The sequence below is a fragment of the Bowmanella yangjiangensis genome, from assembly GCF_018531185.1.
Classification (GTDB): Bacteria; Pseudomonadota; Gammaproteobacteria; order Enterobacterales; family Alteromonadaceae; genus Bowmanella; species Bowmanella yangjiangensis.
The window spans coordinates 401,969-423,122 of record NZ_JAHDJU010000002.1 but is presented as its reverse complement, the minus strand read 5'-3'; the positions used below and the strand labels follow the sequence as shown (position 1 = coordinate 423,122).

Sequence of the window (21,154 nt, the reverse complement as noted above, 5' to 3'; positions counted from 1 at the left end):
ATTAGGGCTCATGTTTCTGACTTCATTGATTAGAAACATGTGCCCCGGGTTTTAGATGCAAGTGATCAGATTTTTTCTGATGGCAATAAGAACACACTGCATACCAAAGTAAATAATGTGGCAGTCAGCATATAGGGGGACTTTAGGATAAAGTCGTTAAGCGGTGTCCATATATTCTCGTCCGACAAGCATACCGTCACTAAGATAACCACAAGTGAGGAAAACCACGCCATCGCCATCATGACCTTGCGTGACTGTCGACGACGTCTCACCTTATTGAGCACAACATCAGTGAAATTCTCGTCATTGGGTTGTTCAGAATAGGCCAGAAGCTGCTGAAGATCGCGTTCTGATGACTCTTTCATAATGCACTCCGGGTAATCTGGCTTTCGTGTAACCAGGTCTCTAGTTTTTTCTTGCCGCGAGTGATATTGGATTTTACCGTGCCCAATGGCAGTTGGGTAACTTCCATAATCTCCTGGTGACTCATACCGGCACTGTACGCCAAGGTAATACAGGTTCGCTCGGCTAGACCTAACCTGTTAATTAAACTCTCGACCAACAGGTCTTTTTCGGCATTAGAGGACGCCATAGGCTCTATGATTGCGTTGGAATAGGGTACCTCATTGGCATAATGCGATTTTCGTTTCTCATTCAAGAAAGTGCGATAAGCGATGCTATGAAGCCAAGTGCCAAAACTCGCTTCGGATCGATAGCTAGCAATCTTGTGATACAAAGTTGTAAACACTTCCTGAGCGAGGTCATCGGCTAACGCTTGGTCTCCGGAAGTCAGGCGCCGTAAGAATTGCCGAATAGCTTGCTGATATCTACGCACTAATGTTGCAAATGCGTGATGATCGTCTGCTAGCACCACCCTGGCAATCAGGGTCTTATCATCAATCATTAGTTAATGCGTGCAGTAATGCAAAAGGCCAATCCGGTAAATAGAGGAAAGACACCAAACACCATACCCAGTGAAGCATTATTTACTACCGCACCGGCAGCCAGACACGCAAGACCCAGGGCTATAAGTATCAGACCTTTACGCAGGTCTGTTTTCCAACTACTGGGGGTAGCTCCCATCTGCTGCAGCAATTCCACCGATAATTGCCCGCCATTGCTCAAATGCTGCTGTAAGGTTTGATGAACCTGACCTTTATGCCGCGCAGACAGCACCAAATGGGTCAATACCACAGCGGCAATACAAATCATCCCGGTAATAGGGATCCACAAATCTGACATAACTTCTCCTCACGCTTCGAATGCTGGCAAAGATCTTTAATAACATACATGCACCTGGTCCATGACAGATATAAAACGCTCAGGTTCTGCTCGCAGCAGACCGGCTAAATGCAAATCCACAGTAACCATTTCTTAATTAGACACACACTTGAGGTGCTTTGGATGCAAGAAATAAACGAAATCAACACTATGGTATTGAGTCAGTGGTTCAAATGGCCCGTCAAGCGCTATACCAAGAAATAGGATGTGTTTATTTGTGAGATTGGTGATGTGTTATGTATGGTCAGCGTGGTGACCCGACAGTGGGCATTAGCCAACTAAGCAGTCCACGCCATCCACACTGATAACCCATTAAAAGCAAATCCATGTCGCTGTTTGTTAGCCCAGAAGCTCGTTTCGCACTATCTCAGCACCAGCAGTTAACGCATGCAGCTTGCCTCTTGCCACACTGCGCGACAAAGGTGCCATACCGCAGTTAGTGCAAGGATAGAGCTTGTCTGCATCCACAAACTGAAGAGCTTTTCGCAAGGTTGCGGCGACTTCCTCGGGCGTCTCAATGCTGTTGGTAGCCACATCAATGGCCCCCACCATCACTTTTTTGCCACGGATAAGCTCAAGCAGGTCTATTGGTACGCGCGAATTGTGACATTCCAGCGAGACAATATCGATTTTAGATTTTTGCAGCTTGGGAAAGGCCTCTTCATATTGGCGCCACTCAGAACCTAAGGTCTTCTTCCAATCCGTGTTGGCTTTGATACCGTAGCCATAGCAAATATGCACGGCCGTTTCACACTTAAGTCCTTCAATGGCTCTTTCCAGTGTGGCAATGCCCCAATCATTTACTTCATCAAAAAACACATTAAATGCCGGTTCATCAAATTGAATAATATCGACACCCGCCGCTTCCAGCTCCCTGGCTTCCTGATTAAGAATTTTGGCAAATTCCCAGGCCAGTTTTTCCCGGCTTTTGTAGTGGTCATCGTAAAGCGTATCAATCATGGTCATGGGACCTGGCAGAGCCCATTTAATCGGTTGCTTGGTTTGCTGGCGCAAGAACTTGGCATCCTCAACAAAAACCGGTTGCTGACGGGATACCGCACCTACCACAGTAGGCACGCTGGCATCATAGCGGTCACGGATTTTTACCGTCTTGCGCTTCTCAAAATCAACACCACTTAGATGTTCAATAAAGGTGGTGACGAAATGCTGGCGCGTTTGCTCGCCGTCACTGACGATATCAATACCGGCCTGTTGCTGTTCTTGTAAAGACACCCGCAAAGCATCTTGCTTGCCGTCAATCAGTTCCTGACCTTGCAACTTCCAAGGTGACCAAAGCACCTCAGGCTGAGCAAGCCAGGAGGGCTTGGGTAAACTGCCTGCGGTAGAAGTTGGTAGTAATTTTTTCATAATAAATACTGCTGTCTGTTCGGGTTGGTGATTAAGCGAAATTCGCAGACCATTGCTCAAGAATGTTTTGATATGGCTTGATAAAGTGCTCCTCAGCAAATTTACCCTGTTTGATCGCCAACTTGCTGCGCTCTTCCCGGTCATAAACAATCTGAGTGAGAGAATGATCGGAATTTTTCAGATTCGGCTGGTAACACCTGCCGGCAACCGCATTGGCATTGTAGATTTCAGGGCGATAAATCTTCTGGAAGGTTTCCATGGTGCTGATGGTGCTGATTAGCTCGAGATTGCTGTAATCATTGAGTAAGTCACCAAAGAAATAGAAAGCCAAAGGTGCAACACTATTGGGTGGCATAAAATAGCGCACCTGTAAGCCCATCTTTTGGAAGTACTGTTCCGTCAACGAGGACTCATTTGGCTGGTATTCAAAGCCCAATACGGGATGCTGATTATCGGTGCGGTGATAGGTCTTGTTGTCTGACACACTCAAGCAAATAACCGGCGGCTTTTTAAAATTCTCTTTATAAACATTTGAATTCACAAAGTACTGGAACAGCTTGCCATGCAGATCGCCAAAGCCCTTGGGAATGCTGAACTTGGCTTGATCCTTATTATGTTCTAGCAGCAACACACTAAAATCATAGTCACGCACATAGGACGAGAAATTGTTCCCGACAATACCTTCAATCCGTTCATTGGTTTTATGGTCAAGGATATAGGTCTTCAGCACTTCAATAGAGGGGAAGGTCTGGCCGCTACCCTCAATGTCCATATCCACAGAAATGATTTCAAGTTCCACCGAATAGCGGTCGCCCTTTGGGTTATCCCAATGCGCCAACGCATTGAAACTATTGTCAATCATCTTTAACGCATTACGCAGGTTCTGCTGGCGGCTCTCACCTCTGGCCAGGTTGGCAAAGTTGGTGGTAATACGCGTACTGTCTGACGGATGATAATTCTCATCGAGACAAATGCTTTTAATAGTGAATTTAAAGTCTTTATTCATGCTGATCTGACATCCAATTTTCAGGGATAAAACCCGAATTCATTCCTTGCTCTTGGTGGAAATTTAATTCGCTTCCCTGAGCGAGCCTGTAGCTAACCATCACCGCTTAATTTGATTTCCGCGCAAATGGTGCGACGAAATAATCAATTGCAACTTTGTATAGAGTTAAGCGCTATGGGTACTTTATACTTGGCCATTCACATGAATAAAAATGATCTTATTTCATAAATTCATGAGCATCACTCATGAATTTATATTCTGCGGGAGCGCATCATGTTGGAACGCATTCACCTGGCCATCCTGTCAGCCATTGAGGAACAAGGTACGCTAACGCAAGCGGCCGAAGCGCTTAACCTAACGCAGTCAGCCCTAAGCCATAGCATTAAAAAGCTGGAAGGGCAGATTGGCACAACAATCTGGGAGAAGCAGGGCCGCAATCTGCGGCTGACCGCAGCAGGGAAGCGCATCCATGCGTTGTCCAGAAGGCTGCTACCGCAGTTTGAACATACAGAGCTTTTACTTAAGCAAATTGCCAAGGGAGAAATGGGCTCGCTTCGAATTGGCATGGAATGCCACCCTTGCTATCAGTGGTTGCTTAGGGTGGTGGCTCCTTTTCTCGAGCAATGGCCAGCGGTAGATATTGATGTCCGGCAGGAATTCCAGTTTGGCGGCTTGCGGGCCCTGTATGACTATGAAATCGATATGCTGGTCACGCCCGACCCTTTATTCAAACCCGAGTTGGAGTATTTCCCTGTGTTTGGCTATGAGCACCGTTTAGTGGTGGCCAAGTCTCATCCACTCGCCGGTCAGCAATGGGTGACCCCAGAACAATTGAGCAACGAGGTGCTGTTCACTTACCCGGTAGAACCGCAGCGCCTGGATATTTTCAGCCAGTTTCTGAACCCCGCCCAATGTACCGTTCGTCAGCATAAAGTCATAGAAACCACCGAAATCATGCTGCAAATGGTGGCCAGCGGTCGCGGTATCTGCGCGTTACCAGGTTGGTTAGTGCAGGAGTATGAATCAAGCTTACCTATAACCAGCCTGCGGATTGGTAAACAAGGCATTATGAAAAGCATTTTCCTGGGCATACGCAAAGGTGACGAGCGCATCCCCTATGTGACTGATTTCATTAATCTGGCTGAACGCACATCACAAAAATAACAGGCCGGTGAACTCCGATTCACCGGGCCACAGCCTCTTCACATTCAACTGGAGTGAGGCACCTTGCGAGTAAGCTGCCGCCACTAGCCCGCCATTAGCTGTTTCATTTCTTCTTGTGACTTACGCTTATGGTTGTCCACATAGGTTTGCAGGAAATCAAATGTCGCCTTGGGATGCTCACCCTGAACGATTTTGATCGCGGCATCTTTAATCAGGCTTTGATAGAGCAGAATTTCGTTACTGCGGGCGCTGAGTTTTTTGGCCAGCGGCGTAGTAATGCCATTAGCAATAAGCGCACCGTACAAGGTCGTCAGCAGCGCCACCGCCATTTTCGGCCCGATGCTGGCAGGGTCCTGCATATTTTGCAGCATAGCCACCAACCCCACTAAGGTTCCTATCATACCCATGGCCGGAGCAAATTCCGAAAACGCCATCAGCACTTTAACCGACTGCTGGTTACGTTCCCGGGTCAGGTAGATTTCTTTATTCAATAAGGCCTCGACCGTGGCAACATCATAGCCATCCACCAGCATATCCATGGCTTTTTTGACAAAGGGGTCGGACAGACTTTCCTGCTCTAATGCCAGCAAGCCGCCGCGTCGCGATTTATCTGCCAGCCGCACACAGGTCTCAATGGCCTGCGCCATATCCAACTTATTACGCCGAAATGCATGCACAATATTGCCGATAGCCTTAAAAAACACCTCAGGTCGTACACTTAGAATCACCGCCCCAAAAGTACCTATAATGACAATCGCAATGGACGGCGCATTAATATAGCTAAGTAGCGACTCACCGCCGCTAACAATCCCCAACACAAGCGCGGCAATGACCAGCAGTATGCCGATGACTGACCCTTTATCCATACAACTTTCCTCATTCGAGCTTAGAGAGTGACAAGTCACCGCTTACGGCCTTGCCTTGGGTTAAGATAATTTCGACCCGACGGTTACGGGCTCGGTTGGCTACGCTACTGTTGGGTAGCAGGGGCTGCGTGTCCGCCAATCCTTCAACCTTCAAACGCCAACGGATATCTGGATTGCGTAGTACCCGGGCGATGGCAATGGCTCTGGCAGCAGATAATTCCAGATTGTCCTCAAACAGCTCATTATGTTGGGGAAGATTATCAGTATGGCCGCTGACAATAATCTCGCCTGGCACGTCACTGATGATCTCAGCAATCTGTTTAACCAGAGGAATAAATTGCGGCTGCAGAAACGCGCTGCCAGTGGCAAAAGCACCTTTTTCCTGAATACGAATAATCAATTGCTGACCGAGATTATCCAGTTCAAAACTTCCCCGGCGCAGATGTTCCTGCATGTCATTTTGTATGCGGGTCTCGGCCTGTTTAAGCGACTGATTGAGTGCATCCTGAACAAGCTCTTGCGGCCCTAGTGACCTTGGAACAAAAGGCTGCGAATCACTGGTGGTGTGCTGACGCACTTGGTTGATTGGGCTGGGCTCGGGTCGACCGGGACTAAACTCCTGGGCAATAACACTGGTGCCCTTTGGAATATCCTCCGCAGGAATTTGCTGCTGGACACCAAAGGCATGCTTCATTGAACCCGCCAGTTGCTTGAATTTGATCACATCAATTTCAGAGAAAGACAGCAACAATACGAAAAAGCACATCAGCAGCGACATCAGATCTGCGAAGGTGGCTAACCAGCCTTGCTCACCTTCGCTTCGCTCAGTTTCATGCAGTAGTTCACGGCTATCCATGACGATATCTGACTGAATGCCTTAAGCGTTTAACCGCCATATAGGCCAGAGGCGGAACGCTGTAGCAAATATGCAGCAGCACAAAAGCCAATAACGGCCCAACCTGCTTAGCTGGCGGCGCATTCAAGAAAATATACAGCTTACCTACCACATAAGGCATAAAGACCAACATCAGTGCCATTAAGGCGAATCCCCCGGCACTGCTAGCTTTACGACGATAGTAAAGGTATGCCGCGGCAACACTTAGCAGGCTCCAGATGAGTGCTGGGGGATGGATTAAGAACCACAAGTCCTCTGTCCGCCGCAGCGCCTCAGGAAACAGTCCCCAAATGGCGGACTCGGTTAGCAGGCCTGCAATCTGCCCGGATACCAGGCGCTGCATGCCCTGCTCCACACCAGCAGGAAAGACATCAAAGTTGGATAACCAGGCGACAAATGCGATCAACACTGGCACCAAAATCAGACAAGCACAGACCACTAAGCATGACAGTCTTGCCAGCAGAACTGAGTGCTCTACCGCATAGGGCAAGCTGCGTAGCACCTGCTGCCAGTACCAATAGCCTGCCGCTCTGGGGTCTTTTGCGGCACGGCACAGAAATTCTTCAGATAAATCCCCGAGCATCTCGTCAGACCGTCCTATCAAAAGCGCAAGCAGCCCCTCAGCTAGGCGGGGTGGTTTGCAGTTATGCGAAAGCTCAGCCATAACGATGCTCCTGATGAGTACCTAGCACTATTCCTTGCCACATAGTGTCCAGCGCCGTTTTACACTGCTGCAAAGCGAGTTTGCCCTTAGCGCTGACTTCAAAGTAACGCTTGGCACGCCCACCTCTTTCAGGAGTCGCATCCCCCAACCAGGACCTAACCATGCCTTTCTTTTCAAGCCGCTCCAAAGTGGCATACAAGGCACCAATGGCAACATCACGGCCAATCTTGTCATGCAATAATTGACGAATAACCGCGCCATAACCGCAATTATCTAATTGCAATAATGCCAATAGGGTTATCTGTTCAAACTCACCGAGAATTTTGCCGGGTTCAGCCATAGATTTATCCCATTTATCTACTTTGTAGTAGAAATAAACCAAGGTGAAACTAATTTCTACTATTTTGTAGTTTTTATGGGTATAGAATTAGATGCATCCGGTAGCAAATTAATACCCGGCCGTGCGCTGAAAGAGAATCAGGTTATCGGTAGAGCCTTCGAGCTGATAGGGGCCTAGTGATAAAAAACCGGCTTTTTCCAACTGACGAATAGATGCGCTATTGTCCGCCTGGCAATAGGCCATTAAGGTATTCAATCCTTTAGCTGTAGCATGTTCCAGCACGGCTTGGATGGCTTCGCTCGCGTAACCCGCTCCCCGTCCCTTGGGAAGAAATGCATACCCGAGATCGGGATGGTCCAGATAATCTCGTTTTAACAGACCGCATAGGCCAATCGCATCATCACTCTCTTTTAAGCCCACCCGCAACAGACAAAATCCTTTGTTCTGATACATAGCTAACGGCCCTTCCTGAATATGTCGACGGGCGTCGTCCAGACTGCGTACGTTTTTATCACCTATATACTGCAAAAATCCTGGATCATTCAGCAGTTCAAGGATAAATCCTGCATCTTCGTCGGTCAGCAGGCGTAAAGACAATCTTGGCGTGGTTAACTGCATGGGTGGCGTAAAAAGTGAAATGGCGTTGCCATCATAGCGCGGCAATAGGTCACTGCCAATTGCCGCCATGGGTTATCCGTGAATCAGGTCGAGCGCAGGATGGGAAATGGCTCACTAACCACGTTGTTGGCGGTATACCAGCCCAGCCAGTGCCAGCAGAAACAGCACCAGAAGCGAAGGCTCGGGTACCTTAGCGACACTGAGCCCGTAGTCTATGCTGTCAAAACCCGGTCCGAAATCATTACCGCCCAGTGCCAGGGTATAAGAACCCGCGGCCAGGTTTATGCCAAACATATTACCGACTCCAGGTACATAAGGCGCAGTTCCCCCTACATAAACCAGCTCGCCGTCGAATAAGCTGGTAAAACTCTGGTCGTGGAAAAACAAAAATCCGGGATCGGCAGTCAACGTACCACTGAACAGAGACAAACCAAAGTTGATGGCTGAACTCACTGAAAACGAATAGCTTCCGGCCTCAGTTACTTCAAATGTCCAGAAATCCACACCGGCAGTGTCATCCATTTGCCAGGCATCTTCACCCATCACCTGACCTGTTACATTGCCAGGAAGCGTCATAGGAATAATGGCGGCCTGACTGGTGGCGCCAAACAGCAATATCAGGGCCAAGCCGGCCGATTTAAGTAGTGCTTGCATCTTGATTCTCCAAATTATTTAGATGGGGACCTACCGGTCCCCACAGTCAATTAAAGGGCACCGTTTTCCCAGGGACCGGTAATGGCGAACGTCACACCAGGTGACTGGATATTGACGAATAGCCAGCGGCCATGAAAACAGGCTCCGGCCCATTCACTGCCGCTGAAGCTGCGACGTGCACTACCATCAGAAGACGCACCCACGCTATCCCAGAAATTCGCCTGAGTTCCGGGGTACACCGCATCGACAACCGCCAGATCTCCTTGATCCAGCGCCATACGATTCTCGGCAAATACAAAGGTGCTGCCTTCCATGGTCAAACCGACCAGACGCTTAGGATTGGAACCACCGTCTTCACACATCAGGATGCTGCCGCGGGGGCTAACGGCGATATTATCCGGCCCGTCCACCTCATCCACTGAGGTGGATTCAAAGAGTATGGTTAGCAGTTCTTTACGTGGGTCGTAGCAGAAAATCTGGCCAAGATTAGCCGCGCCGCCAGAGGTTGAAACAAAATAGATTTTGCCATCGTCGTACCAGCAACCTTCACCACGTTCGATAATGGCCGCATCCGATGCCTGGCTGAAGCAAGACTCATTAAAGGCGTCCGGGTCCGGAATTTCCTGCCAGGATACATTCCAGCTTGAACCTTCTACTAAGCCACCACGCAGATCCAGACGAGGGGTTTCGTCCAGTACCATGGCGTAAAGCTTACCGCCAGACTTCAGGTCACCCCACTGGCCTGCAGGCACAAACTTATAAAAGCCCGACTGACCGGTATCTTCGGTTTCGTACACAATGCCTGTGGCAGGATCAACCGCCACGGCTTCATGAGAGAAGCGCCCCATTTCCCGGATAGGTTTGCCGTCAGACACACCAAAACCAGGCACTTCAAACACGTAACCATGATACATACCCTGCGCCTGTTGGAAGGTCTCCTCACAGGACAGCCAGCTTCCCCACGGCGTCAAACCGCCAGCACAATTACGAATGGTGCCGCCCAGGCTGTTATAGGAAGACAGGAACTTACCTTGCACATGGTCAAACAGAATGTTGGTTGTGCCACCGAACTGGGCCGGATTATATGCACCACGACCGCCACGGGGCATACATTGTGGTCCCTCTCCCGCAGACAACTCATGGTTGCGTACCAGACAAATAACATTGCCTTTAGCCGCCACTACTGCCATACCATCATGATCCGTAGGAGTTGGCAGACCATCAGCTTGCATCTGGCCGGTCCAGCCATAGCTGATGTATTCGAATCCCTCTGGCAAGGCCAGCAGTTCCAGACCAGTGGCCTGGCAAGGCTTAACGGACAAAGGGCCATACGAGTCTGAGTATGGCAAGTTGGCTGCCACGGCACGATTGGCCATCATCGCAAAGGCAGTGCTTGCCGCGACAACGCCGCTGCCTTTAACAAAATCGCGGCGATTCACCACGGGTTGCATATTTTCTTCGTGATTGGAAAGGTTACTGGTCATCATTGCACCTGTTTAGCAGTTGTTATTTAACTTTTTGGGTTACCTAAAAACCGCAAGGCAACAACACCCAACTGGTTATTCCAGTACCACCAAGGTACCGGTGCCTGATGACAAAGATTCGTCAGTCTTTTTACGCTTAGGGGAAAGTTTTATTACAGCAAGAAATGGTACAAAAGTAGTTTCTATTCAGATACTAAGTTGCTTCCGTTGCCGGGCTGTGGAGTCTGCTTCAGTCCATTGAATCAGCCAAATGGATAGCTCGTATAGCAACAATACAGGCAAACCCAGAGCAATCTGGGAGATCAGATCAGGTGGGGTTAGTAGTGCCGCAAAGAGGAATATTGCCACCACCGCATGGCGGCGGTAACGCTTTAAGCCATCGGCGCTGGCCACCCCGGCCTTGGCAAGTACCAACAAAAGAATAGGCAGTTCAAAACATAAGCCAAAGGCCAGAATCAGTTTAATGACCAGACCCAGGTATTCACTGACTTTGGCTTCCAGCTCAACACTGATGGCATCATTACCGCCCGGTGCCTCGAAGCTGATAAAAAACTCCCAGGCCAGTGGCATAACCACATAGAAAGCTAATGCCGCGCCAGTGACAAATAATACCGGCGTCATAGCAAACAACAAAGACAGGCTTTTTTTCTCATGCTGATACAGACCGGGCGCAAGAAAACGCCAGAGTTGAATCAACATCAACGGCAAAGTGAAGAACAAAGCGCTAAAAAAGGCCAATTTCAGGTAGGTAAAAAACGCTTCATGCAAGCCGGTGTAAATCATACGCCGACCGCTGTCCGGCCCAAAAATCACCAGCAGCGGCCTTTGTAAAAAATGGTAAATATCCTGGGCAAACAGATAGGAAATGGCAAAAGCCAAGCTGAAAAACACCAGGCAATAGAGCAGGCGGGTGCGCAACTCCAAAAGATGGCTAAGTAGCGGCGCTTTGGAAAGATCCAGTTGCTCGTTGCCGCTCATGATTGCGGCTCTTGGTTCTCAGCCTCACGCTGCCTGGCTTCATCCAGTAAGCGGCGACGCTCAGCATGCTGCTCCGCACTCATTGACCCGGGCTGAAAATCAGCGGGCAGGTTACGGACCTCCTCGGGCAGCCATTGTCGCCATTGCTCATCAGGCTGTTTGCTGTTGCCGGACGCTATATCCACTTCGCGTTCTAACTGGTTGATACTGCCCAGCATGTCTTTATACATGCGACGCACCTTCGCCAGCAGTTGGCCACCGGTGCGAAACAGCGCTGGCAAATCCTTGGGGCCGATCACAAGCAACGCCAGTACGCCCACAAACAACAATTCCATCCAGCTTAAGTCAAACATATCAGGCCGACGGCTGTTGCGAATTTACGGTCTGTTCAGCCTTATCGCCGACAGTCTGTTGCTCCAGTTTTGCGGCTGGTTGCGCCTGTTCTTCGTCAGATATGCCTTTTTTAAAGCTCTTGATGCCGGCGGCTAAATCCCCCATCAGGGCAGGGATCTTGCCGCGGCCGAACAGCAACAAAAATATCAGCACGACCAACAGAATTTGCCAAACACTTAAGCCCATAATCCCTCCGCCATTTGCATAGTTAGCCTTACTATGCAAAAGGATTATGTCGACTGGATGACGAAATTATGAACGGTTTTAGTCGGCCAGATAGTACTCGATAGTCGACACCACCCGGATAGTCTTAATATGCGGGTTGTTTTTATCCCTGTCCTCAATGCTGAACTGGCCTTGCGAGGCGCGGCGAATTTTGCCCACCTGACTTTGCGAATCCTTGGCAAACTTTTCTGCCACCGCTCTGGCGTTGGTGGTAGCTTCCTGCACCATTTCCGGTTTCAGTGCATTAAGGCCGGTGAATTGATATTCGGTCATATGCTCATAGCTGTTGGCACTAAACACCAATCCTTGTTTACCCAGCTCAACAATATCCTGCATGGCATCACGAACCAGATCTATCTGCGGCGAATAGACAGTCACCACTTGCGTGGCCAGAAAACGAAATTCGGCTTTTTCGCCGCCCCCCCATTGCTGAGCGGATTTGTCAGTGACAGACGGCGCATTGATACTCACCGCACTTTCATCAATTCCCTTGAGAGTGAGGTAAGCGCGGATCTTCTCAACATTCTTTTCCATATCCAGATACAGCTGCTCCAGATCGTTACCGGCTTCGGTAAAGGCAACAGGCCATATCACCACATCTGCCTGCACTTCCCGCTCCGACAAACCTTTAACCGTCACGGTGCGCTCGTATTCTTTAACCTCAATGGCAGCATTGCCAAGCAGATAACCTAATAGCACCAGGCCCAAAAAGACCCCCAATGCCAGTAGGTTGTTCTGTTGTTTTTCCATTTTATTTCTCTCTTATGTTTAAGCTTTTAGCCAAGCCTAACGGCAAATCCTGGCAATACTATGGCAGCAAAAAGATGAATAGGGGATGACGCGACTTAAGAACGAGGCAAAAAGCCGAATAAGCGTTTACTCCAATCCTCAACATGGCCTTGCTCAAGTCGTTGCAGAGCCTTGCTTTTCCAGCTTTCCGACAGCGCCTCACAAGCCAGAAGTTGTTTTAAGAATAATGAATTAAGTGGATGATTGAAAAACTGCCAGGCCACCATACGTACTGTTAACTCTGGCCAAGCGCGCGTAAGCAAACTCAGCTCATCTCCGGGCGCCACCCAACCAGGCTCCAAAACACGCAGCAAATAGCCAGCCTTGCCGGTAAGCTGTAACTGCAAGGCTAAATCCGGCACCCCAAATCGCAGATTAAGTTTAAAGCAGGGCGAGCGCGGCTGGCTTACCTGCACTTTTGCCTGACCAAGCTGAAACACATCGCCAATACAGACTTGCTCCTCAACCATGCCGGTCAGACTGATATTTTCACCAAAGGCCCCGGGAACAAAGTCCGGATGCTCGGGATACTGCAGTTGCCAGTAAGCGTAGTGCTCTAACGGGTAGAGGTGTACGGCCCGATCCGGGCCACCATGGTGCTTAGGATCGGCCTGCTCATCACCTGCAAAACCGCTCTGGCTGAGCAGTAAAGGTTCTTCTTGTTGTTGTTTGCGAATAGCGCTGTGAACATTCTTGTTCAACTTGCCGGATTTACCCACAAACAGCTCTACTGTTCCGTTCATTGTCCCCCTAGCCTCATACTTCCTTTACTCAACTGACAACCTGAGTGCCATGGCCGCAGAGTATTCTACACATTCCGGCTTAACGGATAAAAGCCGTGCGCAGAGCCAATCCAAAATACAACTTTTAACTTCTTACGGGTTTGCAATCTAATACACTATGACCTTAGTTGCAGAGCCTGCATGAATCGCCTGGGGAGAAGCTAATCTAGAGCGCATCCTAAGCTATCCATTCACTGCTAGTGAAAACTCGCTAGAGATTAAATTATTGAGGTCCACATTATGACAGCGAATTTAACCATTAAACGGACTGCCTTGCTCCTTTCCATGGGCGTTGCCGTCTTATTATCTGGTTGCGCCAGCGAATCATCACGGGTTGTAGAAGCACCCAAAGTGAATAGCTACAACACCGCCTACCAAGGTGAAAAAAGTAGGATATCGGTGGGAAAATTTGCCAACAGATCCAGCTTTCAGAATGGGCTATTTGCTAATGGTATCGACAGATTAGGTTCTCAGGCAAAGACAACCCTTATCACCCATCTTCAGCAAACCAATAGATTCCGGGTCCTGGACCGGGAAAACCTCGACGAACTAACTCAGGAAGCTGACTTATCGGGCCAGGAAAAATCCTTTTTAGGTGCCAACTTTGTGCTGACCGGCGATGTAACTGAGTTTGGGCGCAAAGAGGTGGGTGACAAACAGCTTTTTGGACTACTGGGGAAAGGCAAGTCACAAATTGCCTATGCCAAGGTCAACTTAAATGTCGTTGATGTACAAACCTCTGAGGTTGTGTATTCCGTGCAAGGGGCTGGAGAATACAGCTTATCCAATCGTGAAGTAGTTGGCTTTGGCAGCACAGCCAGTTATGACGCAACACTGAATGGCAAGGTGCTGGATTTGGCCATCCGCGAAGCGGTCAACAATTTGATCCTTGGTATTGAGAGTGGCACCTGGAAGTAAGGCTATGCGGCTGAAGTTACTGATATTAACGCCAAGCTTGTTGTTAGGGGCATGCAAAACCACCGAGCCGCTTTATTACTATGGTAGTTATCCGCAAGCGGTGTATCAGTACATTAGCGGAGAATCTTCCGTTAATGAGCAAATCTTAAGTTTGCAGCAAACCCTGAGCACCGCAAAAAGTGAAGGTCTGCCCGTGGCACCCGGCATACACGCCCATTTGGGTATGCTGTATATGCAGATTGGTGATGAAGCCGCAGGCTATGAAAGCCTGATAACAGAAAAAACGCTCTTCCCAGAGTCAGCTCAGTATATCGATTTGCTGCTGCAAAATAACAAGAATGGGACGGCAAGATGAAAAAACTGATATTCGGCCTCTTAGCCAGTGCAGGTATGTTGGCAGGCTGTGCATCACCGTCTAACAGCGTTGACTATGCGGCATTTGAAAATGCAGCGCCCACCTCCATTTTGGTGCTGCCACCCATTAACAACAGCCCGGAAGTCATGGCACCTTATGGCCTGCTGGCACAGATTGCCGCGCCTATTGCCGAATCAGGATACTACGTGTTCCCTGTGGCTCTGGTGTACAACACCTTTAAAGAAAACGGACTGACCGTAGCCCAGGATATTCATGCAGTTGACTATGCAACACTAAAAAGTGTTTTTGGTGCTGATACTGCTCTTTACGTCACCATAGAAGAGTACGGCACCTCTTACGTGGTGCTGTCCAGTGATACCGTTGTCAGCGCGTCGGCGATATTGGTGGACTTATCAACCGGAGAGAGGTTATGGACTGGCTCGGCCAGGGCCTCCAGTGCCGAGCAGCGCAGCAGCGACGATCAAAGTTTGGCCGGCATGCTAATTGAGGCGGCGGTAAACCAGATAGTGGAAACCCTAACAGATAAAGGCTTTGAAATTGCAGGTATCGCGGCGAACCGAATGCTGTCATCCGAGAGCTACAATGGCTTGCTATATGGCCCACGTTCTCCCAAATACGGTCAGCCCGTGGTAAGCCAGCGCAAGCAATGATAGGGCATCGCTAAACCTGGACGGAGCGCTTCTCCGCCCAGGTTAAATCGGCTTTGTATGCTTAGCGCATGGTGACAAACTCTTCCGCACTGGTAGGGTGAATAGCCACACAGGCGTCAAAATCGGCCTTGGTGGCGCCCATTTTGATGGCCACCGCAAAACCCTGCAGAATTTCATCCATGCCCAGACCGATACCATGCAAGCCCACTACTTTCTCCTCTGGGCCCGCACAAATCAGTTTCATACGGGTGACCTGCCGGTGGCGGGTAACGGCGGTATACATAGCCCCAAAACCGGAGGTGTAAACCTTGATATTGTCACGGCCAAATTGCGCTTCGGCCTCAGGCTCGGTTAAACCAATAGTACCGATAGTGGGATGGCTGAATACCACGGTAGGCACCAGATCGTAATCCATATGGGCCTGTGTCTGGCCATTGAACAAGCGCTCAGACAACAAACGCCCGGCCTTAACCGCAACAGGAGTAAGCTCGATACGACCGGTATTATCACCTACCGCATAAATACCCGCAGTGCTGGTGTTTTGGAACTTATCCACCTGGATATAGCCCTGCTGGTTAACCTCTACACCGGCCTTGTCCAAGTTCAACTTATCTGTTGCAGGCTCTCTGCCAATGGCCCAAATCAAACAGTCTACCTGCAGACTCTGACCATTTCTAAATGTTACGTCTAAAGCGCCATCACCACGCTTGTCCACCCGCTGTATTTCGCTGTGTGTATGCAAAGTCGGGCCATGCTCAGCCATCAACTCAACCAGTGTGTCGCTTAGCATAGGGTCAAAACCACGCAGCGGCTTTTCTTTGCGCACCGCCAAGTGCGTCTGGGTACCTAAGCCATGTAATACGCCGGCTAACTCAACGGCGATATAACCGGCACCAACCACCAAAGCTCGTTTGGGTTGTTGCTGTAAAGCAAAAAAACCGTTTGAGTCGATACCGTATTGAGCACCTGGTACATCCGGCCAACTTGGCCTGCCGCCTGTGGCAATCAGGATATGTTTGCCGCGGTAGTGCTCACCGTTCACCTCAACAGTATTGGCATCCACAAAACGGCCAAAGCCTTCAATACGGGTGATGCCGTTATTACCCAGCACCCTGTCATAAGAACCATGGATACGTTCAATGTAAGCCTCACGGCTATCTACCAACGTCTTCCAATTGAACTCATTCAAGGTCAGATCAAAACCATAATCTGGCGCATAGAGCTTAATAGCCTCGGCGACTTGGGCACCAAACCACATGGCTTTTTTAGGTACACAACCTACGTTCACGCAGGTACCACCTATTTTATTGGCTTCAATTAGCGCCACCTTAGCGCCATGACTGGCCGCGCGGTTGGCCGAGGCGATACCACCGCTGCCACCGCCTATACAGATATAGTCGAATTCTTGCATATGCTTTGCTCTTATCCCAGATTCAGCAATTCTGCCAAATTGCCATTCAATTGTCAGAAATGAATAGACAGGTTAAACCGGTATTTGCTTGCAAAGCAGGCTAGGATTGAGTGATAAGCGAGCAATTTGATCTTGCGCAAAAATCATGCATCTTTAGCTTGATGAACCCCTCTGGTGACCCTATTTTTTATCTGCAATCACAAACAAACTGGAGGTGTATATGAGCTTTTTCCCAAGTCTGTTCGGCCACCAGAAACCTGAGACAGTGACCTCTCTGCGCAGCCGTTTAGATAATGTATTTGACGACTTTTTTAAGGACTGGCCACAAGCCTCTGATGCTAAGTGGCTAAGGCCTGCCGTCGATATTGCTGAGACCAAAGAAGCGCTGGAAGTCAAAGTTGATTTACCTGATATGAATCGGGAAGACATTCAGCTTGAATTACATGGTGACCAACTCCTGATTCAAGGTGAAAAGCAGTTCAAAAAAGAAGATAAGGATGACAAAGGCTATCACTTGATGGAGCGAGCTTACGGTTCCTTCCGAAGAGTCATTCCATTGCCGTTTACCCTGAGTGACAGCAGTGAGGTGAAAGCCAGCTATGACAAAGGCGTGCTGACCGTGTTGTTACCAAAACCGGCAGGTGAACAAATTAACAGCAAGCGCATCGACATTAAGTAAATGTGAAAAGCGAAAAGCAGGCGCTCCTCGCGCCTGTTTTTTTATCTGGGGGCTTGAGTTCTGGTCAGCCAACCTTATCTTGTCAATATTCAATGCAAACAGGATCCTTCCATGAGCGACACGCTTCTACCGGTATTTTCAGCCATCAAACCCAGCGAAATTCAGCCACGGGTCGAACAAGCCATTGCCCATTGTAAGGCCGAGATCGAACGCTTAGTTACCCAGCCTCATTTTACTTGGGACAACTTGGTCGCGCCGCTGGATGAGGCGGACGATAAGCTGAGCCGTTACTGGTCACCGGTGTCCCATATGAATTCGGTGGTAAGCAATGATGAACTGCGCGAAGCTCATGACGCCTGTTTGCCACTTTTGTCTGATTACGGCACCTGGGTAGGTCAGCATGAAGGCCTATACCGCGCTTATAAAGCCATTCGTGAGGGCGAGGAGTATCCACAGCTAACGGATGCCCAACGCAAAGTGATTGATAACGCGCTGCGCGACTTCGAGTTATCAGGTATCGCGTTGCCCAAGGACAAACAACAACGTTTTGCCGAAATTCAAAGCCGTTTGTCTGATTTATCCAGCAAATTCAGCAATAACCTGATGGATGCCACGCTGGGTTGGACCAAACATATTCTAAACCAGGACGAGCTCGCCGGCTTACCTGAATCTGCCTTGGAAGCGGCGGCGCAGGCTGCCAAACAAAAAGATTTGCAGGGCTGGTTATTTACCCTGGATATTCCCAGCTACTTGCCTGTGATGATGTATGCTGATAACCGCGAACTGCGCGAAGAAATGTATTTGGCCTACAGCACCCGCGCTTCCGACCAGGGCCCCAATGCTGGTAAATGGGACAACAGCGCCATTATGGAAGAAACCCTGACCCTGCGTCAGGAACTCGCACAGTTGCTGGGTTTTGATACCTATGCCCAGCGCTCACTTGCCACAAAAATGGCCGAGTCCACCGAGCAGGTTATCGGCTTTTTAGACGACCTGGCCAGACGTTCTAAGCCCCAGGCACAGGCTGACCTGGCCGAATTACGCGAGTTCGCTCAGGAAGCCTATGGTATCAACCATCTGGAAGCCTGGGATCTGGCCTATTACAGCGAAAAGCTCAAAGAAGACAGATACGCCATATCCGATGAACAATTGCGCCCTTATTTCCCAGAGCACAAAGTGGTCAGCGGCTTATTTGAAGTGGTCAAACGTTTGTACGGTCTGCATATTGCCCAGCGCGATGGGGTGGACGTCTGGCATAAAGACGTGCGCTTCTTTGATATCTTCGACAAGAACAACGAACTGCGCGGCAGTTTCTATCTGGATCTGTATGCGCGGGCGCACAAGCGTGGCGGTGCCTGGATGGATGTCTGTTTAGACAGACGCTTGCTGGACGGCGGCGAAGTGCAAAACCCGGTGGCTTACCTGACTTGCAACTTCAATGGTCCGGTGGGGGATAAACCAGCGTTATTTACCCATGATGAAGTAGTTACCCTATTCCATGAGTTCGGCCATGGTATTCACCATATGCTGACCAAAGTGGCAGCCAGTGGCGTTGCCGGAATCAACGGTGTACCTTGGGATGCGGTAGAGCTGCCCAGCCAGTTTCTGGAAAACTGGTGCTGGGAAGAAGAAGCGCTGAGCTTTATCTCCGGTCACTATCAAAGCGGTGAGCCGCTGCCCAAGGAATTGCTGGATAAAATGCTGGCAGCCCGTAACTTCCAGTCTGCCATGCAGATGGTCAGGCAGTTGGAATTCAGCCTGTTTGACTTCCACTTACATCAGGATTATCAGCCAGGGCAAAGCGGTCAGGTGCAACAAGTGCTGGACCGAGTGCGTCAGCAGGTGTCTGTGGTGATCCCGCCCAGCTTTAACCGCTTCCAGCACAGTTTCGGCCATATCTTTGCCGGCGGCTATGCGGCAGGCTATTACAGCTACAAGTGGGCAGAAGTGCTGTCAGCCGATGCCTTCTCGCGTTTTGAAGAAGAAGGCATATTTAACCCCCGCACCGGCGAAGACTTCCTCACCCATATTCTGGAAATGGGCGGCAGCAAAGAGCCGATGGAGCTGTTTGTGGCATTCCGTGGCCGAGAGCCGCAAGTAGATGCCTTGCTGCGCCATAGCGGTATCGGCAGTTAATCAGTTAAACCTGGTTGGCAGCATGCTGGTCATCCGGCCTGGCTGCCAACTGCATGCAACTTATTAGTTCAAAGCCTACTCCTACTACTAGAGGCCCTTATGGAATTTCAAGGTGAAACATTCGAGGCGCTCTATCAGCGCGCCTGCGAGCGCAAAGGCGGAGAGCAAGCCCTTGAGGCTATGTTGGGCAAGCCTAAGTCTGCTGATGAACTTAGCGCAGTCAGTGATGATCGCTTCTTAGCTGAATTCAGCAAAAAGATCTTTCAATCCGGCTTCGTGTGGCGCGTGGTGGAGCAAAAGTGGCCGGCCTTTGAGGAGTGCTTCTTCGGTTTTGATATCGACAAAGTTCTGCTGATGCCGGATGAAATGCTGGAGCGTAAAGCCGCCAATCCCGAGATCATCCGTAACTTCAATAAAGTGAAAACCATTCGCGACAATGCCCTAATGATAGATGCGGTGCGCAAGCAGCATGGCAGTTTTGGTAACTTTGTCACCGACTGGCCAGGCGAAGATATTATCGGCCTGTGGGAATATCTGAAAAAACACGGCGCTCGTTTGGGTGGCAATACCGGCCCATACGCCCTGCGTTTTATCGGTAAAGACACCTTCCTGTTAAGCCAGGATGTGGAAAGCTATCTACGTGCACACAAGCTTATCGACGGCGGTCTCACCAGTAAACGCAACCTGGCGATCATTCAGAACTATTTTAACCAGTTGGCAAAGCAAAGTGGTCGTTCGTTGCAGGAGCTTAGCCGGATTATTGCCTTTAGCTCCGGGGATAATAATCTGGTGAGTTAAGACTAAATTGCCATTCTCTTTGTTTCTGAGTAATTTAGAAAAATAAGGAGATATTATGAAAACAATTTACTTAATCATTTTTTTAGTCTTCACAACATCCTGTGCAAATAAACAATCTGGCACTACACCTCCCCCAAACAGCAATCTAATCGCTACAAACATTGTTTTACAGCCGATTAAAATCACCGAAGCCGATTCATTAGAAAAGGTTAAAGCAGAATGCACTGTAATTGACACACTGAATCACTCGCTGAAATCAAACTCAGAAGATTACAATTTGAATTTCATTGTTAGTGATGGTGTAAGCAATCCACTTACCAAGGAATGGACCGTTGATATCAAAATAACTGAACTGGTCTCGCATCAATGGAAATTTATGTCTATCCGACCTAGTTCTGTCGCGACTTTTGAAATAAGTTTGCACCGACAAGGGGAAAGTTCTCGCAACGTAGTAAAAACAATTGGGTCGGGGGTTGCATTAGGGGCTTGTGATAGATTGGAAAAAATTGCAACTGCTGCTGGTATATTTACTAATAAGTGGATTGCCAAGCAAATCTAAAAACTCATTGTATGAAGAAAGTTGTACTTGGCAGACGTCGATGGTCAAATTGAACCTCAGTTAATTTTCCTCATAAAAATACTAATCAGTCGGAAAATAAGGCTTAAATACACTGCCAGA

At 49.1% G+C, this 21,154-nt stretch carries 26 protein-coding genes; 8 read left to right on the top strand and 18 right to left on the bottom strand.

All coding sequences use genetic code 11. The features are described 5' to 3' along the window. Nucleotides 1–65: 65 nt before the first annotated feature. The 5 genes from KJY73_RS11540 to KJY73_RS11520 form a co-directional block, all read right to left on the bottom strand. A complete protein-coding gene (locus tag KJY73_RS11540; protein ID WP_214343910.1) occupies nt 66–365 on the bottom strand; it encodes a hypothetical protein in 300 nt (99 codons plus the stop codon). Further along, nucleotides 362–904 (bottom strand): RNA polymerase sigma factor, encoded by a 543-nt coding sequence (locus tag KJY73_RS11535; RefSeq protein WP_214343909.1) that lies wholly within the window; start codon nt 902–904, stop codon nt 362–364. The genes KJY73_RS11540 and KJY73_RS11535 overlap by 4 nt, the downstream gene beginning before the upstream one ends. After that, the gene (locus KJY73_RS11530) at nt 904–1,242 is read right to left on the bottom strand and encodes a DUF6249 domain-containing protein (protein WP_214343908.1); all 339 of its coding nucleotides are present in this window, start codon (nt 1,240–1,242) and stop codon (nt 904–906) included. Before KJY73_RS11530 ends, KJY73_RS11535 begins: the two co-directional genes overlap by 1 nt. Before the next feature lie 378 nt (nt 1,243–1,620). After that, complete coding sequence (locus KJY73_RS11525) at nt 1,621–2,649, bottom strand: methionine synthase (protein ID WP_214343907.1); 1,029 nt, start codon at nt 2,647–2,649, stop codon at nt 1,621–1,623. A 31-nt stretch (nt 2,650–2,680) separates the two neighbouring features. Then, a complete protein-coding gene (locus tag KJY73_RS11520; RefSeq protein WP_214343906.1) occupies nt 2,681–3,655 on the bottom strand; it encodes a DUF1852 domain-containing protein in 975 nt (324 codons plus the stop codon). A gap of 273 nt (nt 3,656–3,928) precedes the next feature. On the opposite strand from KJY73_RS11520, the gene KJY73_RS11515 reads away from it, so the two are divergent. Continuing rightward, a complete protein-coding gene (locus KJY73_RS11515; protein ID WP_214343905.1) occupies nt 3,929–4,819 on the top strand; it encodes a LysR family transcriptional regulator in 891 nt (296 codons plus the stop codon). 83 nt (nt 4,820–4,902) lie between these two features. On the opposite strand, the gene KJY73_RS11510 is transcribed toward KJY73_RS11515, so the two are convergent. From KJY73_RS11510 to KJY73_RS11455, 12 genes are all read right to left on the bottom strand, one after another. Next, nucleotides 4,903–5,685, bottom strand: a complete 783-nt coding sequence (locus KJY73_RS11510; RefSeq protein WP_206594581.1) for a motility protein A — start codon at nt 5,683–5,685, stop codon at nt 4,903–4,905. 10 nt (nt 5,686–5,695) lie between these two features. After that, complete coding sequence (locus KJY73_RS11505; protein WP_214343904.1) at nt 5,696–6,541, bottom strand: MotB family protein; 846 nt, start codon at nt 6,539–6,541, stop codon at nt 5,696–5,698. Then, nucleotides 6,534–7,244, bottom strand: a complete 711-nt coding sequence (locus KJY73_RS11500; protein ID WP_214343903.1) for a hypothetical protein — start codon at nt 7,242–7,244, stop codon at nt 6,534–6,536. The genes KJY73_RS11505 and KJY73_RS11500 overlap by 8 nt, the downstream gene beginning before the upstream one ends. Continuing rightward, nucleotides 7,237–7,584, bottom strand: coding sequence for a PadR family transcriptional regulator (locus KJY73_RS11495; RefSeq protein WP_206594584.1), 348 nt, complete (start codon nt 7,582–7,584; stop codon nt 7,237–7,239). Before KJY73_RS11495 ends, KJY73_RS11500 begins: the two co-directional genes overlap by 8 nt. 108 nt (nt 7,585–7,692) lie before the next feature. Further along, nucleotides 7,693–8,271: a GNAT family N-acetyltransferase gene (locus KJY73_RS11490; RefSeq protein ID WP_214343902.1), complete on the bottom strand. Its 579-nt coding sequence runs from the start codon at nt 8,269–8,271 to the stop codon at nt 7,693–7,695. 45 nt (nt 8,272–8,316) lie between these two features. Then, nucleotides 8,317–8,856, bottom strand: coding sequence for a PEP-CTERM sorting domain-containing protein (locus KJY73_RS11485; protein ID WP_214343901.1), 540 nt, complete (start codon nt 8,854–8,856; stop codon nt 8,317–8,319). Nucleotides 8,857–8,906: 50 nt separating this feature from the next. Then, nucleotides 8,907–10,343: an alkaline phosphatase PhoX gene (locus KJY73_RS11480; RefSeq protein WP_214343900.1), complete on the bottom strand. Its 1,437-nt coding sequence runs from the start codon at nt 10,341–10,343 to the stop codon at nt 8,907–8,909. Between the two features lie 183 nt (nt 10,344–10,526). Continuing rightward, entirely contained in the window at nt 10,527–11,318 is a 792-nt protein-coding gene (tatC, locus tag KJY73_RS11475; RefSeq protein ID WP_214343899.1) for a twin-arginine translocase subunit TatC, read from the bottom strand. Then, on the bottom strand, nt 11,315–11,671 hold the full coding sequence (locus KJY73_RS11470) for a Sec-independent protein translocase subunit TatA/TatB (protein WP_214343898.1): 357 nt from the start codon (nt 11,669–11,671) through the stop codon (nt 11,315–11,317). The genes tatC and KJY73_RS11470 overlap by 4 nt, the downstream gene beginning before the upstream one ends. Before the next feature lies 1 nt (nt 11,672). Next, on the bottom strand, nt 11,673–11,897 hold the full coding sequence (locus KJY73_RS11465; protein WP_214343897.1) for a twin-arginine translocase TatA/TatE family subunit: 225 nt from the start codon (nt 11,895–11,897) through the stop codon (nt 11,673–11,675). A gap of 78 nt (nt 11,898–11,975) precedes the next feature. Continuing rightward, entirely contained in the window at nt 11,976–12,686 is a 711-nt protein-coding gene (locus KJY73_RS11460; RefSeq protein ID WP_214343896.1) for an SIMPL domain-containing protein, read from the bottom strand. Nucleotides 12,687–12,781: 95 nt separating this feature from the next. Next, a complete protein-coding gene (locus KJY73_RS11455) occupies nt 12,782–13,468 on the bottom strand; it encodes an MOSC domain-containing protein (protein WP_214343895.1) in 687 nt (228 codons plus the stop codon). Nucleotides 13,469–13,747: 279 nt separating this feature from the next. Here KJY73_RS11455 and KJY73_RS11450 point away from each other — a divergent pair, with 279 nt between their 5' ends. Genes KJY73_RS11450 through KJY73_RS11440 form a run of 3 tightly spaced genes read left to right on the top strand, consistent with a single transcriptional unit; the run spans nt 13,748 to nt 15,451 of the window. After that, nucleotides 13,748–14,425 carry a CsgG/HfaB family protein gene (locus tag KJY73_RS11450; RefSeq protein ID WP_214343894.1) on the top strand — a complete coding sequence of 226 codons (678 nt, stop codon included), beginning with the start codon at nt 13,748–13,750 and terminating at the stop codon, nt 14,423–14,425. Nucleotides 14,426–14,429: 4 nt separating this feature from the next. Then, nucleotides 14,430–14,780, top strand: a complete 351-nt coding sequence (locus tag KJY73_RS11445; RefSeq protein WP_214343893.1) for a DUF4810 domain-containing protein — start codon at nt 14,430–14,432, stop codon at nt 14,778–14,780. Beyond that, a complete protein-coding gene (locus tag KJY73_RS11440) occupies nt 14,777–15,451 on the top strand; it encodes a DUF799 domain-containing protein (RefSeq protein ID WP_214343892.1) in 675 nt (224 codons plus the stop codon). Before KJY73_RS11445 ends, KJY73_RS11440 begins: the two co-directional genes overlap by 4 nt. Before the next feature lie 61 nt (nt 15,452–15,512). Here the strand turns inward: KJY73_RS11440 and gorA are convergent, their stop codons facing one another. Then, nucleotides 15,513–16,862 carry a glutathione-disulfide reductase gene (gorA, locus tag KJY73_RS11435; protein ID WP_214343891.1) on the bottom strand — a complete coding sequence of 450 codons (1,350 nt, stop codon included), beginning with the start codon at nt 16,860–16,862 and terminating at the stop codon, nt 15,513–15,515. Nucleotides 16,863–17,082: 220 nt separating this feature from the next. On the opposite strand from gorA, the gene KJY73_RS11430 reads away from it, so the two are divergent. The 4 genes from KJY73_RS11430 to KJY73_RS11415 all read left to right on the top strand — a co-directional run bounded on the left by KJY73_RS11430 (nt 17,083) and on the right by KJY73_RS11415 (nt 21,034). After that, complete coding sequence (locus KJY73_RS11430; RefSeq protein WP_214343890.1) at nt 17,083–17,541, top strand: Hsp20/alpha crystallin family protein; 459 nt, start codon at nt 17,083–17,085, stop codon at nt 17,539–17,541. A 111-nt stretch (nt 17,542–17,652) separates the two neighbouring features. Beyond that, on the top strand, nt 17,653–19,677 hold the full coding sequence (gene prlC / locus KJY73_RS11425) for an oligopeptidase A (protein WP_214343889.1): 2,025 nt from the start codon (nt 17,653–17,655) through the stop codon (nt 19,675–19,677). Nucleotides 19,678–19,776: 99 nt separating this feature from the next. Continuing rightward, on the top strand, nt 19,777–20,475 hold the full coding sequence (locus KJY73_RS11420; RefSeq protein ID WP_214343888.1) for a DNA-3-methyladenine glycosylase I: 699 nt from the start codon (nt 19,777–19,779) through the stop codon (nt 20,473–20,475). Between the two features lie 55 nt (nt 20,476–20,530). Further along, nucleotides 20,531–21,034: a hypothetical protein gene (locus tag KJY73_RS11415; RefSeq protein WP_214343887.1), complete on the top strand. Its 504-nt coding sequence runs from the start codon at nt 20,531–20,533 to the stop codon at nt 21,032–21,034. The last annotated feature ends 120 nt before the right edge of the window (nt 21,035–21,154 follow it).

Coding starts and splice junctions, on each gene's coding strand:
- KJY73_RS11540 (WP_214343910.1), bottom strand. CDS start 365: ATGAAAGAGTCATCAGAACGCGATCTTCAGCAGCTTCTGGCCTATTCT.
- KJY73_RS11535 (WP_214343909.1), bottom strand. CDS start 904: ATGATTGATGATAAGACCCTGATTGCCAGGGTGGTGCTAGCAGACGAT.
- KJY73_RS11530 (WP_214343908.1), bottom strand. CDS start 1,242: ATGTCAGATTTGTGGATCCCTATTACCGGGATGATTTGTATTGCCGCT.
- KJY73_RS11525 (WP_214343907.1), bottom strand. CDS start 2,649: ATGAAAAAATTACTACCAACTTCTACCGCAGGCAGTTTACCCAAGCCC.
- KJY73_RS11520 (WP_214343906.1), bottom strand. CDS start 3,655: ATGAATAAAGACTTTAAATTCACTATTAAAAGCATTTGTCTCGATGAG.
- KJY73_RS11515 (WP_214343905.1), top strand. CDS start 3,929: ATGTTGGAACGCATTCACCTGGCCATCCTGTCAGCCATTGAGGAACAA.
- KJY73_RS11510 (WP_206594581.1), bottom strand. CDS start 5,685: ATGGATAAAGGGTCAGTCATCGGCATACTGCTGGTCATTGCCGCGCTT.
- KJY73_RS11505 (WP_214343904.1), bottom strand. CDS start 6,541: ATGGATAGCCGTGAACTACTGCATGAAACTGAGCGAAGCGAAGGTGAG.
- KJY73_RS11500 (WP_214343903.1), bottom strand. CDS start 7,244: ATGGCTGAGCTTTCGCATAACTGCAAACCACCCCGCCTAGCTGAGGGG.
- KJY73_RS11495 (WP_206594584.1), bottom strand. CDS start 7,584: ATGGCTGAACCCGGCAAAATTCTCGGTGAGTTTGAACAGATAACCCTA.
- KJY73_RS11490 (WP_214343902.1), bottom strand. CDS start 8,271: ATGGCGGCAATTGGCAGTGACCTATTGCCGCGCTATGATGGCAACGCC.
- KJY73_RS11485 (WP_214343901.1), bottom strand. CDS start 8,856: ATGCAAGCACTACTTAAATCGGCCGGCTTGGCCCTGATATTGCTGTTT.
- KJY73_RS11480 (WP_214343900.1), bottom strand. CDS start 10,343: ATGATGACCAGTAACCTTTCCAATCACGAAGAAAATATGCAACCCGTG.
- tatC (WP_214343899.1), bottom strand. CDS start 11,318: ATGAGCGGCAACGAGCAACTGGATCTTTCCAAAGCGCCGCTACTTAGC.
- KJY73_RS11470 (WP_214343898.1), bottom strand. CDS start 11,671: ATGTTTGACTTAAGCTGGATGGAATTGTTGTTTGTGGGCGTACTGGCG.
- KJY73_RS11465 (WP_214343897.1), bottom strand. CDS start 11,897: ATGGGCTTAAGTGTTTGGCAAATTCTGTTGGTCGTGCTGATATTTTTG.
- KJY73_RS11460 (WP_214343896.1), bottom strand. CDS start 12,686: ATGGAAAAACAACAGAACAACCTACTGGCATTGGGGGTCTTTTTGGGC.
- KJY73_RS11455 (WP_214343895.1), bottom strand. CDS start 13,468: ATGAACGGAACAGTAGAGCTGTTTGTGGGTAAATCCGGCAAGTTGAAC.
- KJY73_RS11450 (WP_214343894.1), top strand. CDS start 13,748: ATGACAGCGAATTTAACCATTAAACGGACTGCCTTGCTCCTTTCCATG.
- KJY73_RS11445 (WP_214343893.1), top strand. CDS start 14,430: ATGCGGCTGAAGTTACTGATATTAACGCCAAGCTTGTTGTTAGGGGCA.
- KJY73_RS11440 (WP_214343892.1), top strand. CDS start 14,777: ATGAAAAAACTGATATTCGGCCTCTTAGCCAGTGCAGGTATGTTGGCA.
- gorA (WP_214343891.1), bottom strand. CDS start 16,862: ATGCAAGAATTCGACTATATCTGTATAGGCGGTGGCAGCGGTGGTATC.
- KJY73_RS11430 (WP_214343890.1), top strand. CDS start 17,083: ATGAGCTTTTTCCCAAGTCTGTTCGGCCACCAGAAACCTGAGACAGTG.
- prlC (WP_214343889.1), top strand. CDS start 17,653: ATGAGCGACACGCTTCTACCGGTATTTTCAGCCATCAAACCCAGCGAA.
- KJY73_RS11420 (WP_214343888.1), top strand. CDS start 19,777: ATGGAATTTCAAGGTGAAACATTCGAGGCGCTCTATCAGCGCGCCTGC.
- KJY73_RS11415 (WP_214343887.1), top strand. CDS start 20,531: ATGAAAACAATTTACTTAATCATTTTTTTAGTCTTCACAACATCCTGT.